This is a genomic window from Burkholderia sp. BCC1977 (assembly GCF_905339595.1).
GTDB lineage: Bacteria > Pseudomonadota > Gammaproteobacteria > Burkholderiales > Burkholderiaceae > Burkholderia.
The window spans coordinates 1-14,365 of record NZ_CAJPGQ010000021.1 but is presented as its reverse complement, the minus strand read 5'-3'; the positions used below and the strand labels follow the sequence as shown (position 1 = coordinate 14,365).

General features: G+C 67.1%; 15 protein-coding genes. 3 read left to right on the top strand and 12 right to left on the bottom strand.

Features of this window, described 5'->3' with window-relative positions:
• Positions 1–3 precede the first annotated feature (3 nt).
• The 10 genes from U5771_RS18475 to U5771_RS18430 all read right to left on the bottom strand — a co-directional run bounded on the left by U5771_RS18475 (position 4) and on the right by U5771_RS18430 (position 9,759).
• On the bottom strand, positions 4–2,325 hold the full coding sequence (locus U5771_RS18475; RefSeq protein WP_322025303.1) for a type IV pilus secretin PilQ: 2,322 nt from the start codon (positions 2,323–2,325) through the stop codon (positions 4–6).
• Positions 2,326–2,925 carry a hypothetical protein gene (locus U5771_RS18470; protein ID WP_322025302.1) on the bottom strand — a complete coding sequence of 200 codons (600 nt, stop codon included), beginning with the start codon at positions 2,923–2,925 and terminating at the stop codon, positions 2,326–2,328.
• Positions 2,922–3,488, bottom strand: a complete 567-nt coding sequence (locus U5771_RS18465) for a hypothetical protein (protein WP_322025301.1) — start codon at positions 3,486–3,488, stop codon at positions 2,922–2,924. Before U5771_RS18465 ends, U5771_RS18470 begins: the two co-directional genes overlap by 4 nt.
• Positions 3,485–4,015 carry a hypothetical protein gene (locus U5771_RS18460; RefSeq protein WP_322025300.1) on the bottom strand — a complete coding sequence of 177 codons (531 nt, stop codon included), beginning with the start codon at positions 4,013–4,015 and terminating at the stop codon, positions 3,485–3,487. The genes U5771_RS18465 and U5771_RS18460 overlap by 4 nt, the downstream gene beginning before the upstream one ends.
• Positions 4,012–4,878 (bottom strand): hypothetical protein, encoded by an 867-nt coding sequence (locus U5771_RS18455; protein WP_322025299.1) that lies wholly within the window; start codon positions 4,876–4,878, stop codon positions 4,012–4,014. The genes U5771_RS18460 and U5771_RS18455 overlap by 4 nt, the downstream gene beginning before the upstream one ends.
• Complete coding sequence (locus U5771_RS18450) at positions 4,859–6,577, bottom strand: GspE/PulE family protein (RefSeq protein WP_322025298.1); 1,719 nt, start codon at positions 6,575–6,577, stop codon at positions 4,859–4,861. The genes U5771_RS18455 and U5771_RS18450 overlap by 20 nt, the downstream gene beginning before the upstream one ends.
• A gap of 18 nt (positions 6,578–6,595) precedes the next feature.
• Positions 6,596–7,798, bottom strand: coding sequence for a type II secretion system F family protein (locus tag U5771_RS18445; protein WP_322025297.1), 1,203 nt, complete (start codon positions 7,796–7,798; stop codon positions 6,596–6,598).
• A gap of 57 nt (positions 7,799–7,855) precedes the next feature.
• Complete coding sequence (gene gspG, locus U5771_RS18440) at positions 7,856–8,272, bottom strand: type II secretion system major pseudopilin GspG (RefSeq protein ID WP_322025391.1); 417 nt, start codon at positions 8,270–8,272, stop codon at positions 7,856–7,858.
• A gap of 216 nt (positions 8,273–8,488) precedes the next feature.
• Positions 8,489–9,172 carry a response regulator transcription factor gene (locus tag U5771_RS18435; protein WP_322025296.1) on the bottom strand — a complete coding sequence of 228 codons (684 nt, stop codon included), beginning with the start codon at positions 9,170–9,172 and terminating at the stop codon, positions 8,489–8,491.
• A gap of 29 nt (positions 9,173–9,201) precedes the next feature.
• Positions 9,202–9,759, bottom strand: a complete 558-nt coding sequence (locus tag U5771_RS18430) for an SCO family protein (RefSeq protein ID WP_415859416.1) — start codon at positions 9,757–9,759, stop codon at positions 9,202–9,204.
• Positions 9,760–10,385: 626 nt separating this feature from the next.
• Here U5771_RS18430 and U5771_RS18425 point away from each other — a divergent pair.
• On the top strand, positions 10,386–11,624 hold the full coding sequence (locus U5771_RS18425; protein ID WP_322025295.1) for a histidine kinase: 1,239 nt from the start codon (positions 10,386–10,388) through the stop codon (positions 11,622–11,624).
• Between the two features lie 14 nt (positions 11,625–11,638).
• On the opposite strand, the gene U5771_RS18420 is transcribed toward U5771_RS18425, so the two are convergent.
• Entirely contained in the window at positions 11,639–12,418 is a 780-nt protein-coding gene (locus tag U5771_RS18420) for a response regulator transcription factor (RefSeq protein WP_322025294.1), read from the bottom strand.
• Positions 12,419–12,450: 32 nt separating this feature from the next.
• Between U5771_RS18420 and U5771_RS18415 the strand changes: the two genes are divergently transcribed.
• Complete coding sequence (locus tag U5771_RS18415; RefSeq protein WP_322025293.1) at positions 12,451–12,837, top strand: hypothetical protein; 387 nt, start codon at positions 12,451–12,453, stop codon at positions 12,835–12,837.
• Positions 12,838–12,950: 113 nt separating this feature from the next.
• Entirely contained in the window at positions 12,951–13,577 is a 627-nt protein-coding gene (locus U5771_RS18410; RefSeq protein ID WP_322025389.1) for a lytic transglycosylase domain-containing protein, read from the top strand.
• A gap of 133 nt (positions 13,578–13,710) precedes the next feature.
• Here the strand turns inward: U5771_RS18410 and U5771_RS18405 are convergent, their stop codons facing one another.
• Positions 13,711–14,220 (bottom strand): DUF1269 domain-containing protein, encoded by a 510-nt coding sequence (locus tag U5771_RS18405; RefSeq protein ID WP_322025292.1) that lies wholly within the window; start codon positions 14,218–14,220, stop codon positions 13,711–13,713.
• Positions 14,221–14,365 lie beyond the last annotated feature (145 nt).

The following is a 14,365-nucleotide window of genomic DNA, read 5'->3' as shown; positions in this document are numbered from 1 at the left end:
GGCTCACTTCCCGACCGGGCGAAGCGGGTTTTCGCTCGGAATGTCGCCCGCCGGCATCTGCAGCGTCGGGGCTGGCGCCGCCGGCGCGGCGGCCGGCGCATTGGCCGTCGCGGCAGCCTGCTCGGCCGGCGCCGGCGACGCAACCGGCGTCACGGTGGTGCCCGGCGCGGGCGCCACTTCATTGCCCGCCGGCGCGGCCGCCTGCCCGGCGCCGCCAGCCGGCTGCTCCGCCGCCGCGGACCCGGCGGCCGGCGCGGGCAATGCCGGCTGCGGCCTCGAGAACCGCCCGCCGTACGGTTCGGGCGGCGGCGTCGTGCGCGGTGCGGCCGGCATCCGTCCGAACGCGCCGCTGGCCGGCGACGGCTGTGCGCGGTTCGCCGCGGCCTCCAATGGCGGCGACGCCGCACCGCCCGACGTCCCGCCGCCCACACTGCCCGGAACGGCCTTCGCCTCCGGCGCCGCGGGCGCCTCCGCGGCCGCGGGCGCCGCTGGCCCCTCCGCGTTCAGAGCAACCGGATCGAGCCGCAGCTGGTCGGCGTGCACGTTGACGTCGGTGCCCGACCACACTTCCTGCGTGTCCGCGTCCGCCGCAACCTGCGGCCGGACGACATGCGGCGTGATCTGCAGCACGATCTCGGTCTTCTTGTGATCGCCGCCGTGATCCGAGAACAGGCGGCCGAGCACCGGCAACTGGCCGAGACCCGGGACCTTGTTCGCATTGCGGCGGTCCTCGTCCGAAATCAGGCCGCCCATGATCTGCGTTTCGCCGTCCCGAAGCCGCAGGCTGGTCGACGCGCTGCGCGTGCCGATCTGATACGCGAGCGAGCTCAGCCCCTGCGAGTTGCCGCTCGAGATCGTGTTGGTGATGTTGCTGACTTCAAGATTCAGCTTGATGCCGACGTCGCCGTCGCGATAGACCTGCGGCTCGACCTCGAGCTTGATGCCCACGTCGAGGTACTGGATCATCTGCGTAAACGACGGGCCGCTGGTGCTCGGCGTGCTCGAACTCGAAATCACCGGCACCTTGTCGCCGATCATGATGCGCGCCTTCTCCTTGTTGCGCGCGCGAATGCGCGGGCTCGCGAGCAGATTCGCGTCGGTGTCGGTCAGCTTGAAGTCCGCGGTGGCCGACAGGCCGCTGACGTTCAGCGCATTGACCGGCAGATGATGCAGCACGCCCCAGGTATCGGCCGAGTTCGGCGTCGAGACCGTAAACGAGTTGGGCCAGTTGATGCCCAGCTGCGACATCCGGTCATGCGATACCTCCAGCACCTCGACCTCGAGCATCACCTCCGGCTCCGGCAAGTCCTGGGCCGCAATCATCTCCTCGGCGACCTTGATCATGTCCGGCGTGCCGCGGATCGTCACCGTGTTCGCGCGCTCGTCGATCACGGCCTCCTTCACCTTCAACAGGCTCTTCAGCAGCGACTGGATCTGCTTCGCGTCGACGTTCGACAACTGGAAGGTGCGCACCTTGAGCTCCTGGTATTCGAGCTCCTTGGCCGGTGTCGCCGGGTAGATGAACAGCGTGTTCGCGTTCATCTGCTTCTTGTCGAGCTGGTTCTGCAACAGGATCATGTCGACCGTGTCCTGCAGCGACGCGTTCTGCACGAAGATCGTCGTCTTCAGGTCGGCGCGCACGTCGCGATCGAAGATGACGTTCAGCCCGGACGTCCGCGACAAGGCCTCGAACACCATCCGCACGTTCGCGTCGCGGAACTGCAGCGACACCGGCGTGCGCATGATCGACGACGCCGCGAGCTTGTCGTCGCGCTCCGCGTGTTGCTGGCGGCGCTTTTCGTCGAGTTCCGCCTGCATCCGCATCGCCATCGTATTGGCCGGATCCTCGACCAGCACGCGATGCACGCGTTCGGCCGCCTGCGCATACGACCCGCGCTTCATCATGCGGTCCGCTTCCTGCAGGATCGCGAGATGCTTGCGGTCCTGGTCGATCATCGTGCCGATCCGGCGCGCGCGCTCGCTGGTCGGATCGAGCTGCTTCGCCATGTAGACGGAGCGCGCCGCGTCGTCGAACGCATTCTGCTGGCGAAACGTGTCGGCGTTGTCGAGCAACTGGTCGACCGCGTCGTTGCGCTCGTGCAATGCGTCGATCTTCACCTGCGCGTTGGTCGGATCGTCGTGAAGGTTCGGCACATGCGCGCAGCCGCCGCATGCGAGCAGCGCCACGGCGATCGCCAGCGCGCGTTTCGTCGCGCACCGGGTCGCCGGTGCCGGTCGCGCATCGGCCGGGGTGACGGAGCAAAGGCGTGTCGACCGGCCGCCATCCCCATTGCGGCGCGCATCCCGTGTAAGTATGGTTTCCATTTACTTTCCTTCCACTGGAATGAGCACCGTCTGGATCTGGTTCAGCGGCAGATAGGTGAGCACCACGTTCGACTCGGACACCGACTCGACCCGATACTGGCTATCGATCACATCGCCCGGCGAAACGATCAGCAACTGATCTCCGTTGCCGAGAAACACGTGCGGCTTCGCCGACTTGGCATCCTGCTGGCCGAGATAGACGAACGGCACCGGCGGCGCGGTCGGCGGCGCCGGACGCGTTTCGGGCGGTGGCGGCACGACGGGAGGCGGCGGCAGCCACGACGACGCCGTGAACGGATCGTGTGCGGCTTCGACGGACACGGGCGCACGCAATGCGGCGAGCTTTTCCCGTGGGGTCGCCGCCGCTTCATGCGACGCGGGCACGGGCGCCGCGGCATGCGAGGCCGGTGCGACACGCGCGCGCGCCGGCGCGGGCGCCACACGCGCGCCGTCGCGATGGGCGACGACGCTTGCAGCAGCCGGTGCCGGCTGCTGCATCGCCGCCACCATCACGCGATATCCGGCGCCGGCGACGACGAGGCAACCCAGCGCGAGTGCGAGTCGATGGCGCGAAGCGGGCTTCAAGGCGGCGGAGATCATGGCTGGGCGCTCCGATAGACGAGTTCGAAACGCACCCGCGCATCGAGAATGCTGCTGCCCACCGCCGGACGCTCGACGTGGATTTCCTGCAGCGCCGCGTTCGGCACGTTATTCAGCACCGATGCGAGAAAATGCCGGATCGCGCCGTACTGATCCTTCACGGGCAACAACACCTGATAGCGCGCGAAGCGCGCACCCGACTCGGTCGTCACCTGATATTCGGCGGACCCGAGTGTCAGATGGCTGTCGCGGGCCTGCTCGAAGATCGACGCGATGTCGTCCGCGCTTTGCGAAAAACGCGGAAAGAGCGTCGGCAACGTGTCGAGCGTCGTCGCGTCCACCGCCGCGCCGTGTGCGTCGGCCGGACGATGGCCGCGTGCGGCCCGCACCGCGCCGGCCGGCGCCTGCATCGCGCGCGTGTCGGACTCCACGCCGGCGAGCGCCGCGTACGTGATGCCGGCGGCGCCGAGCATCAGTATCCCGGCGAGCCCCGGCAGACCGAATGCGCGTCGCCACGCGAAGCGAAGCGTGAGCAGGCGGTCCGCCAAACCATCGGCTTTCATGATGTCCTCCAGACGGCCGTGATCTGGAAACGCACCGGCTTGCCCGCCACGTTGTCCTCGACGAGATGACCGTTGAGCGTCGCCTCGCGCAGCACGACGCTCGTCTGCAAGTACTTCAGGTACGCGATCATCGCGTCCGGGTCCTTCGCTTCGGCCGTGATGCGAATCTGGCCCTGTGCGGGGTTCTGGTCGATGCCGATCAGTGCGACGTCATGGCCCGGATAGTCCTCGACGATCGAGAACAGCGTCTGCCATGGCACGGTCAATTCGCGCAGCACGGCCTGGCTCTGCTTTTCCGCCAGCCGGGCAGCCGCGGTCGGCGGCGGCTTCGCGACGTGTTGCTGCGCGAGCATGCGATGCTGGACGACCGCCAGACGCTCCCTGACGCGATCGTTTTCCGCATACGCATGCCAGAGCCGGACGGCGCACACGCCCCACACCAGCACGGCGATGCCGAGCAGGACCGCCCCGCTCGTGCCGATGCGGGCGCGGCGCCGGCAAAAATCGATGTCGAGCGTGCGGATCATGACGCGTACTCCAGCAACCGGCGCGCCGGCGAGCCGTCGAGCGCCGCGCGCTCCGGCAGGACGGCCGCGGCAAAGCGTGCCTCGAACGGCGCTGTGTCGGTGTCGACGCCGGACAGATAGACGTTGCAGTCATCGCGCTTCAGGCCCGCGCGCGTCGCCGAGCGCTCGAACAGTTGCTCGGCGAGCTCGGCGAGCCGCGACGCATCGCCGGACTCGCCCGGAAAGAGGCGCTGCGCATCGTACGCGGCCCACTCGCCACGCTCGATCATGACCGCCTGCATCAACGCCTCGCCGACGACGAGCAGCATCGCATCGCCGTCGATCTTCGCCGCGACGCGATTCAGCGTCTCCGGAAGCCCCGCGCGAAGGCAGCGGATGCGGACATCGCCGGATGCGCCCGTCTCGTGAATCCCGTCGTACAGCGTGCGCGGCAACGCGCTTGCAAAAAGCGCGCGACCGCCATGCCGCACGTGGAAGCGCGTGACCAGCGACTCGGTGGCGACCCCATACGTGTCCGAGAAATGCGCGAGTGCGATTTCCTCGAGTTCGCGTGCGTGCAGCGCGCGGAAGTCGCCGCGCAAGATCGCGTGACAACACCAGAAATCGTCGAGCACGATGCTCGCGCCGCGCGCTTGCGGCCGCTTCGCGCCGCCGTCGATCCCGGGCGTCGCGGCAAGCGCGGCACGCAGCGCATCGAGCACGCCCGTCTCGATGCCGAAGCATTCGTCGGGAATGACGACGCTGAGCGGATCGGCGACGAATCCACGCCGGCCCGGCCGCCACAGTGCGGGCGGGCGGATGCCGACGACGATCTCGCGCGTTCCGACGCCGATCGCCAGCCGATTATTCGACCATGGTGACACGATTGATCTCCTCGAGCGTCGTTTCGCCGCGCCTCACCAGCTCGATCGCCGACGCCCGCAACGTCGTCATGCCGTAGCGCAGCGCCGCCGCCTTGATGTGCCCGAGCGGCGCGCGCTCCGATAGCAGTTGCCGCAGTTCGTCGTTCATGCGCAGCGCCTCCGCGATCGCACGCCGTCCGCGATAGCCGCTGCCGCGGCACATCGCACACCCGGTACCGCGGCGAAACAGGTAGCTGCCGGCCGTATTCGGGTCGATGCCCGAGCGGGCGAGCGCATCCGCGTCGACCGTGTCCTCGTCCAGGCAGTCCGGACAGCACTGGCGCAACAGCCGCTGCGCGATCACGCCGTTGAGCGCCGACACGAAGCTGTACGGATCGACCTCCATGTTCGTGAAGCGGCCGATCACGTCGAACACGTTGTTCGCGTGCACGGTGGTGAACACCTGATGGCCGGTCAGCGCGGCCTGCACGGCGATCTGCGCGGTTTCGGGATCGCGGATTTCGCCGACCATGATCTTGTCCGGGTCGTGCCGCAGGATCGACCGCAATCCGCGCGCGAACGTCAGGCCCTTCGCCTCGTTGACCGGAATCTGCAGGATCTCGCCCAGCTGGTATTCGACCGGATCCTCGATCGTCACGATCTTCTCGAGCCCGTTGTTGATTTCAGTGAGGATTGCGTAAAGCGTCGTGGTCTTGCCGCTGCCGGTCGGGCCCGTGACGAGCAGCATGCCGTACGGCATCGATGCGACCGACCGCATGAAGCGCGTGTCGGCGGGCTGGAACCCCAGCGCCTCGAGCGTCAGGCCGCCCGACGCCTGGGACAGCTGGTAGCGGTCGAGAATCCGCAACACCGCGTCCTCGCCGAACTGGTTCGGCATGATCGATACGCGAAAGTCGATCTCGCGTCCGGCGTACATCGCCTTGAAGCGCCCGTCCTGCGGAATGCGGCGCTCCGCGATATCGAGCTCGGAAATCACCTTCACGCGCGACAGCACCTGATCCGCGACGTCGCGGCCCTCCACGCGCCCCACCACCGTCAGCACGCCGTCGACCCGGCACTTGATCATCAATCCGTTCGCCCGGCATTCGAGGTGGATGTCGCTCGCCAGCATCTTGAGCGCGTCGTAGATCGTCGAATTGAGCAGGCGCACCACCGGGCTGTCGTCGCTGCTGATGCCCTGCAGCGTCAATGCGAGCGACGCCGGATCGGGCGCACTCTGGATCGGATCGTCGAACGCGAGCGAATCCATCGCGCGGATGTCCTTCTCGCGCACGGCGAGATAGGCGCCCAGGTCGCCCGCGCTCGCGAGCGCCCAGCCGTACGGCAGCGCCGGGTGCGCACGCATCCGGTGCTCGACCCAGCCGCGCGTGCGGGCATCGAGCGGATCGGCGATCGCGAACAGCACCGTGCCGCGCTCGGGATCGCGCAGGCACACGCAGAGGCGCGACGACGCCTCGACGAACGGCACCAGCTCGAAATCCGGCTCCAGGCGATTCAGCTCGCGTATGCCGATCGGCTTCATCCGGAACTGCGCGGCGAGCCGCTCGCGCATCTCGTCCGCGCCCAGCGCCGTCTGCGCCGTCAACGCCTCGAGTGCGCGAATGCCGGAACCGTGCCGCTCGCCGAGCGTACGCAGGAGGTCACGCAGGTCGGCATCCGGGTCGGGATGGAGGTCGGGGGAGGAGGTGACGGTGTCCACGCGCGTCTCCAGGACGGTCTACTGAATGCTCGACGCGATCTCGAAGATCGGCATGTACATCAACACGACGATTCCGCCGATCACGACACCGATCACGATCATCATCGCGGGCTCGATCAATCGCGAAATCAGGTCGATCGTGCGCGACACCTGTGCTTCCTGAAACGCGGCGATCCGGTCGAGGACGGACCCGAGCCCGCCGGTCTTCTCGGCCACCGTCAACAGGCGGTAGCCGATCGCGTTCGCAAGCCCGGCCTGCTGGAACGCATCGGACATCTTCGCGCCGTTGCGGACCTGCTGCAGCGCGCCCGCGAGCGCGGCCTGGTCCGCGCGGCCGACCAGGCCGCGCGCGAGGTCGAACGCGCGGATGGCGGGAATTCCGCCGTCGACCAGCATCGCGGTCGTGCGATAGAACTGCGACTGGCGAAACACGCGGAAGTGTTGCCCGATGCCGGGCAGCGCCAGCAGACGATCGGCGAGCCAGATCCGCAGCGCCGGACGCCGCAGCGCGACACCGGTGGCCACCGCCAGCACCGCGAGGCACCCGGCCAGCTCGGCGCCGTGCGCATGCACCATGCCGCCCCACGCCATCAGCAGCCGCGACATCAGCGGCAGTTCGCGCCCGCTGTGTTCGAGCAGCGTCGCGAAGCGCGGCACCACGAAGCCGAGCAGGAACAGCACGACGGCCGCGCCGACGAACAGCAGCACCGTCGGGTAGATCGCCGCCGACACGACCCGCGCGCGCAACTCGCGCAGCGTCGCGCTGTTGAGCGAATAGCGCGTCAGGCTGTCGGCCAGGCCGCCGGTCTGCTCGCTCGCCTTCACGCACGCCACCAGCACCGGCGGAAAGATCGGGCTCGCGAGTTCGAGCGCCGCAGACAGCGACTGCCCTTCCTCGAGGTGCCGCAGCAGGTCGTGACACACCTGTGCGGACGCTTCGCGCCGCGCGCTGCCGCCGAGCGTGCGCAAGGCATCGACGAGGCCGACACCCGCATCGAGCAGCGCCGCCAGCTCGCGCGCGAACATGTCGACGTCGAACCGCGCGCCCGGCATCCCGAGTCGTTTCGCGCCGCGCCGCTGCCGCCCGGCGTCCGAGCTGACCGATACGACGCGAAGGCCCCGTGCGCGCGCGAGCGATGCCGCGCTCGCCGGCGAATCGCTGTCGATGCGAAGCGTCTGCACCGAGCCACTCGTATCGAATACACGCAGCACGAATTTCACGTCGACTCTCCTTGCGGACTGCTCACCAAACGCGCGGCGGCGCGCGGCCGCGCGCCCCTACCACGACGAGATCGTCACGTTCTCGCCCGTACCGCTGCCGCGTCCGTCCTTGCCGAGCGAAAACAGGTCGTAGTCGCCGTGCTCGCCCGGTGAACGATACTGATAGGGCCGATCCCACGGATCCACCGGAACGGCTTTCTGCAGATAGGGACCACTCCACCGCGATGCGCTTTGCGGCTTGTTCACGAGCGCATCCAGCCCCTCCTCGGTGGTCGGATAGACACCGACGTCGAGCCGGTATTGATCCAGCGCCTGGCCGAGCGACACGATCTGCGCACGCGCGATCTTCACGTTGGACTTGCCGACCTGATCGAAATACCGTGGTGCCACGAGCCCTGCCAGCAACCCGATGATGACCATCACGACCAGCAGTTCGAGCAGCGTGAAGCCGCGACTCGCGCACGCCCGGCACACATGCCGTTCGTCACGCTGCCGCTGGCCCGGCCCACCGGCCGGGATCGAGAACGATTCGTGGCTCACGGCGCCCTCCCTGTATCGACCCGCGGCGTCGGCACTGCCGATGCCGTTGATTGCATTCTTGTTCACGTCGGTAGGGGGAAGAAGTAGGGAGTGCCGTCCATCCCCATGGGTAAATCCCCCCCTGTTGGGCCATGCCCCAATGGAGGGTGTTCACACACAGTCGTCGTCGTTCAGCGTGAGCACGCCGACGTCGATCGCGAAGTGAACGAGGCCGGTCAGATTCGCGACGCCGAGCTTGCGCATGAGATTGGCACGGTGCTTGTCCACCGTTTTCGGACTGACCTGCAGGCACTCGCCGACCTGCCGGCTCGTGTGCCCCTCGACGACCAGCCGCAACACCGTGCGCTCGCGATTCGTCAGCGCGCTCCACAAGCGCGCCTTGTGCGCGTTCGCGTCGTGCAACCCGTGGAGCCCGTGCAGGTTGGCGCGGGCCCGATACGCATCGAGGCTGACCACGCACTTGCCCTGCATCACGAAGCGCATCTCGCGCACCAGGTCGGCGAACGGCGAATCCTTGACCACGTACCCGTCCGCGCCGGCGGCAAACGCTTCCCTGACGTTGTCTTCGCTGCGATGAACCGTGAGGACGATGATCCGCGTCTGCGGCACGTCGCGCTTGATCGTCGCGATCGCGTCGAAGCCGCTGCCGCCCGGCATGGACAGATCCATCAGGATCAGGTCGGGCCGCGTCTTCTCGGCGAGACGGCAGGCCTCGAACCCGCCGCTCGCAGCGCCGACGATGCAGTAGTCGGCCAACTCGGAAACCAGGTGACTCAGGCCGACTCGCAACAGATGCTGGTCCTCGACGATCAGCACACGGTGCTTGGTGTCCAATTTCGACGCTCCTTTCAGAGACGTGGCACCTAGTTGGACGCAACGACGTCGCGATAGGCGGCGAGCAGCTCGGTCGGCGTCGCGAAGCCGTCGATACGCAACCACGGCTGGCCCGGCGCGGCCCGCACGAACGTCACCGGCGTGTGGTTCATCTTGTCGCCGCGAAACACGTTGAAGGCGTGCTGCGCCGCGACGCTCGCATCGACCGTGCCGGTGTAGTGCTGCCATTCGGGGCCGGCGCCGAAGCGTGCCGCATAGGTCCTGAGCCGCTCGGGCGTGTCCGCCTCCGGATCGATCGAGATCGACATGATGTGCACCTTGTCGCGGTCGGCGCCGAGTTCGCCCTGCAGCTGCTCGAGCGTCTGGCTGATCATCGGGCAGATGGTCGTGCAACTGGTATAGATGAACGTCAGGATCACCGGCCGGCCGTCGTCGAGTTCCTTGGCCAGCGAGACGGCCTGACCGTCGTCGCGCACGAGCTGGACCGGCGGCACCACGTACCGGACCATCGTGTGCACGGTGCCCGGCATGACGGCGTGGTGCATGTGCATGTGCATGCCGGCGGCGCCGGTCGCGCCCTCGGTCATCTGTGATTCGGCCTTGTCCGCCGGCTTGCCGGCAGGTGCGGCCGGCACGGGCGCTGCGGGGCTTCCCGTGGCGGGCTGCGCGGCGGGCTCCGTCGCGGGCTCGGCAGCGGGCTCCGCCGCCTGCTCCGCGGCGGGCTGCATCGCGGGCTCGGCGGCAGGCTCCATCGCCTGCTCCACGGCGGGCTGCATCGCGGGCTCGGCGGCGTGCATCGCGGCGCTATCGGCGGCATGCCCGTCAGCGTCGTCGGCAGCGTTCTTGACGGGATTGCCGACACCGTGTTGCATGTCGTTTCCCATCACGCTCCCGGTGCCATCCGGCGCGGCGTTCTCCGTGACGCTCGGGTTCGCGGCGGCGTTTTCGGCGGCTGCACCGCCGGCGTTCTCGAGCATGCTGCCATCGGGCGCACACCATGCAGGCGTCGCGACAAATGCGACGCCCGCGACCACGAATGCGCCCATCGTCGATCTGGCGATCCTGTTCATACCGGCCTCCGTGACACGAGCCCAGGCAGCGGACGATTCCGTGCCCTGTCAATGCAGTGTCATGAATTTGATCGCGAGCGTCATGGGATGACGCCCCCCAAAGGCCGGTAGGACATGCCCGCTTGGCGGGAATGCCCCGCTGCATGTGGCAGGTATCTCCCTATGCCGGACACGCGCAATCCCCATGTTGCAGCCGGGCAAGGTCACGTCCTAGAATGATCCAAACCTTACGTTTTCCTGAAAATCGTGCGTCGGGAGCTACCATGATTGAACGCCAGCCCGAAGGACCGCGGATCAGGCTGCTCGATCTGATCGATGCGATGCGCAAGCTGCGCAGCGCGGTGCGTCCGGACGATCGCCGCACCGGTATCGTCACCGATGCACGTGGCGCGGCGCTTGCCATTCTCGCCGACGACGGAACCTTCGTATCGGCCAATCGCAGCGCCGCGGCGCTGTTCGGGTACACCACCGCCGAACTCGTCCGCCGGCACCTGTTCGACCTGGCGCCCGACGAAGTTCACGCCGAGCTGGCGGACGAACTGTCGAAGAGCATCGCCCTTCAGCAACATTCGTTTGCCGCGCTGCTCAGCGGGCGCAGCGGCCATCCCGTGCAATTCGTCGTACATCAGCAGGCACTTCCCGGCACACGTCTGTCGCTGACGTTGTTCGAAGAACCGCCGGCTCCCGAACCCGAACGGCGCGGCACGGCGGCAAACGATGCAGGCATGCATGCCCGCGACACGTATCTGCTGATCGGTCAGCAGAAGGAACGACATCGGCTTGCCGCGGAACTGCACGACGGGCTCGGCCAGGCGCTGACGCTCATCAAGCTGATGAATGAGGACGCGCTCATGCGCATTCGCCGCGGCGATATCGCCGACGCGACGAATCTGCTCGACGAGGCCGTGTTGCGGATTCGCGAGACGATCGGCGAAGTCCGCCAGATCTGCGGCGAACTGAGGCCGCCGATGCTCGACAAGCTCGGACTGCCCGCCGCACTCGCCTCGCTGTGCCGGCGCATCGAGCGCGACGCGCACCAGCTGTCGGTCGAGTTCAATTGCGACGTCGACGACGACGACATACCCGATCATCTGAAGGCGGACATGTTCCGGGTCGCTCAGGAGGCGCTCCACAACATCGTCAAGCATGCGCAGGCCACCGGGATCGTGCTCGGCCTGCGACACGATGCGGGCGGTCTGCTGCTGACGATCGACGACAACGGCGTCGGCTACGAGCGTCACCCGCTTGCGACGGACGACGCGCGCGCGGCAGGGCTCGGGCTGATCGGCATGCAGCACCGCATCGAGTCGCACGGCGGCACGTTTGCGATCCGCTCGTCCGCCACGACAGGTACGTGCGTCTCGGCAACCTGGCCGCTTTGACGTGCAGCCGCCGTTCAGCGCTTCGCGCTGCCCGCCGGATAGTCGTCGAGCCGCGCGACGACGTCCGCCGCCAGCCCGCCGTCGACGATCGGGTGCGTCGGCACGTCGTCCGCGTTCGGCTCCGCGCATTTCGCCGCGAGCGTGGTCAACAGACCCATGTTCATCGCGACGAGCACCAGTTCCGTCAGATTCGCGAGATGGAGCTTGTGCATCATGCTCGCCCGATACTTCTCGATCGTCTTCGGGCTCAGGTTCAGGTACTGACCGACCTGCCGGTTGGTGCGACCTTCCGCGATCAGCTTCAGCACGCTGCGTTCGCGCGCGGTCAGGATGTCCCAGGCCTTCTTCGGCGCGGGCATTTCGCGGCCGCTCACGAACGAGTCGACCATGTAGCCGTACACGTCGGCACTCAGGTGCTTCTTTCCCTGCATGACCATGCGCATCGCGAGCAGCAATTCGTCAAACGAAACGTCCTTGAGCACGTAGCCGTCGACGCCCGCGCGCAGTGCCTCGCGCACGTATTCTTCGCTTTGGTGCACCGTCAGCACGACGATCCGGATGGTTGGCGTCCTGCGCTTGATCGTTGCGCTCGCATCGATGCCGTTCATCCCGCGCATCGACAGATCCATCAGGATCAGATCCGGCGCGAGCGTCATTGCCTGATGGCACGCCTCCTTGCCGTCCCGCGCTTCGCCGACGACCTCGTAATCGCCCTGTGCACAAAGCATCGACCGGAGCCCGTTTCTCAGCAGATCGTGATCCTCTGCAACGATCACACGATATTTGGCATTCACGACTTTCCCCCAGGTAATCCCGCGCTTGTACCGTGCTGGACATCGACGTGTCGTTGCACGGCGCCGGACGCATTCGCCAATGCTTCCCCTTGTCCGGTCTCGTGGCCGCTATCCCGCGAGTGATTGGCCACGCTCGTCGTCAAGGCAAGAATCGCGCCACCGCACCGCGCTCGGCACCCGCGCCACGCATCCCGCTGCGGAAACGTCGCGCGGCAGCGAGATGTGTTTCAGGGTTGAATCGTCTGGAGGTCGTGCGCGGCATCCGTGCGACTACGGATGGCGGAGATTCCGATCGCTTTTGCAACGCGCGAAAACACTTCTTCTACCGCAACGATCGCCTTGAGCAGAAAACAACTGCCCGGCGTAAGGATCGTCAACTTCGACCGATTACCGACCGTTACTGCCGAATACTTGTGTAACAGACTTGCAGCGTTGCCGGCGGGCGCCGTTTCAGGCGTCGAAGTGTAGGAGGGTGCCCCATTGTCGATGCGACGGCCCGGCCACGACAATGCAAATGCAGGAGGCCAGAAAGATGCACCGCCACCCTTCATCCGGATTTGCAAAAGTCATCGTTGCCGCATGCGTGGGAATCGGCTCGGCATGGTCGTGCGCCGCCCACGCGCAGATATTCGGCACGGTGGCGAGCAATGGCGTCATCGTCCTGACCAACGAGCCCGGCACCGCCAATCTGAAAGTGATCGTCGCGGCCGCCGGGCCGGCCCAACCCGCGACGAAGCATGCCGCGCCGAGACCGGCTGTCGCGCCGTCGTCGTTCGCCGACGTGATTGCCGAGGCGAGTCACGCGTTCAATGTTCCGCCCGAACTCCTTCGCGCGGTCATCGACGTCGAATCGGGATACAACCCGAAGGCGGTATCGGGCAAAGGCGCGCTCGGGCTCATGCAGTTGATGCCGGAAACGGCGCGGCGCTTCTCGGGCGGCGACATGTTCGATCCGCGTGACAACGTGCTGACCGGCGCACGGTATCTGCGCTTCCTGCTCGACCTGTTCAAGGAGAACGTCGAGCTCACGCTTGCTGCCTACAATGCGGGAGAGAACGCGGTGATCCGGGCCGGCTATCGCATCCCGTCGCTGCCGCAGACGCGCGAATACGTGCCGCGTGTGCTCGCGCGCTACAAGCGGCTTCGCGCCTCGGGTTGAGACGACACACGACGACACGCGGCGGCCTGCACGCGCCGACGCCGCCGGCATCGCGCGCACGCTGCGTCGCCCGGCGTCATGAAGCGATGACGTCCGGCAACGCGTATCCGGCGGCTTTCGGCCCGCCGGCGGCTCACGGAAATGCCGGGATGGTCGGATCTTCTCCCTGGAGATGGGCATCCGTATGGTGACGCTTGATCGCGTCTTCGATCTCGTGAACGCGGTCGGTCGGCACGTCGATCATCATCAGCAGTTCGCCATGCTCGATGCCGTCCTCGAAACGCTTCAGGCGCGTGCTCGGCACGTCGACGCCGATCATCGTCGCCACCCATGCACCGAAGGCCGCGCCGAACAGCGTGATCGCCACGACGACGCCGCCGCCGATCTGCAAACCCGCGGGCGGGAACGCCAGGACGAGCAGCCCCAGCAGCATCCCGGTCCCGAAGCCGACCGCGGTGCCGCGCGCGAGCGACGGCAGCAGGTCGCTGCGTTGCACCAGCGTGGCTTCCGGCAAGCCGTCGCGCATGACATCGTGATTCGCGAGGCAATGGATATGTCGCCACTCGATGCGCAGCGACAGCAGTTCACCGATGATCGACTGCGCGCATTGCGCGGTCGGCAACAGAAAGTAGACGCGTCTCATGGCAGTTCCTCCTACGTCACATCCGGAATGCGGCGATGCTCCTTCGGACATTCTGGTCCCGCACGCGCCCGGCTTATAGTAGTAATGCCCGCCGAAGCGCATGGGTAGAACACGGTAGGAAACGCCGCGCGGGCTTCAGAGTTGC

Coding starts and splice junctions, on each gene's coding strand:
- U5771_RS18425 (WP_322025295.1), top strand. CDS start 10,386: ATGTGGCAGGTATCTCCCTATGCCGGACACGCGCAATCCCCATGTTGC.
- U5771_RS18410 (WP_322025389.1), top strand. CDS start 12,951: ATGCACCGCCACCCTTCATCCGGATTTGCAAAAGTCATCGTTGCCGCA.
- U5771_RS18430 (WP_415859416.1), bottom strand. CDS start 9,759: ATGACCGAGGGCGCGACCGGCGCCGCCGGCATGCACATGCACATGCAC.
- U5771_RS18405 (WP_322025292.1), bottom strand. CDS start 14,220: ATGAGACGCGTCTACTTTCTGTTGCCGACCGCGCAATGCGCGCAGTCG.
- U5771_RS18470 (WP_322025302.1), bottom strand. CDS start 2,925: ATGATCTCCGCCGCCTTGAAGCCCGCTTCGCGCCATCGACTCGCACTC.
- U5771_RS18465 (WP_322025301.1), bottom strand. CDS start 3,488: ATGAAAGCCGATGGTTTGGCGGACCGCCTGCTCACGCTTCGCTTCGCG.
- U5771_RS18475 (WP_322025303.1), bottom strand. CDS start 2,325: ATGGAAACCATACTTACACGGGATGCGCGCCGCAATGGGGATGGCGGC.
- U5771_RS18460 (WP_322025300.1), bottom strand. CDS start 4,015: ATGATCCGCACGCTCGACATCGATTTTTGCCGGCGCCGCGCCCGCATC.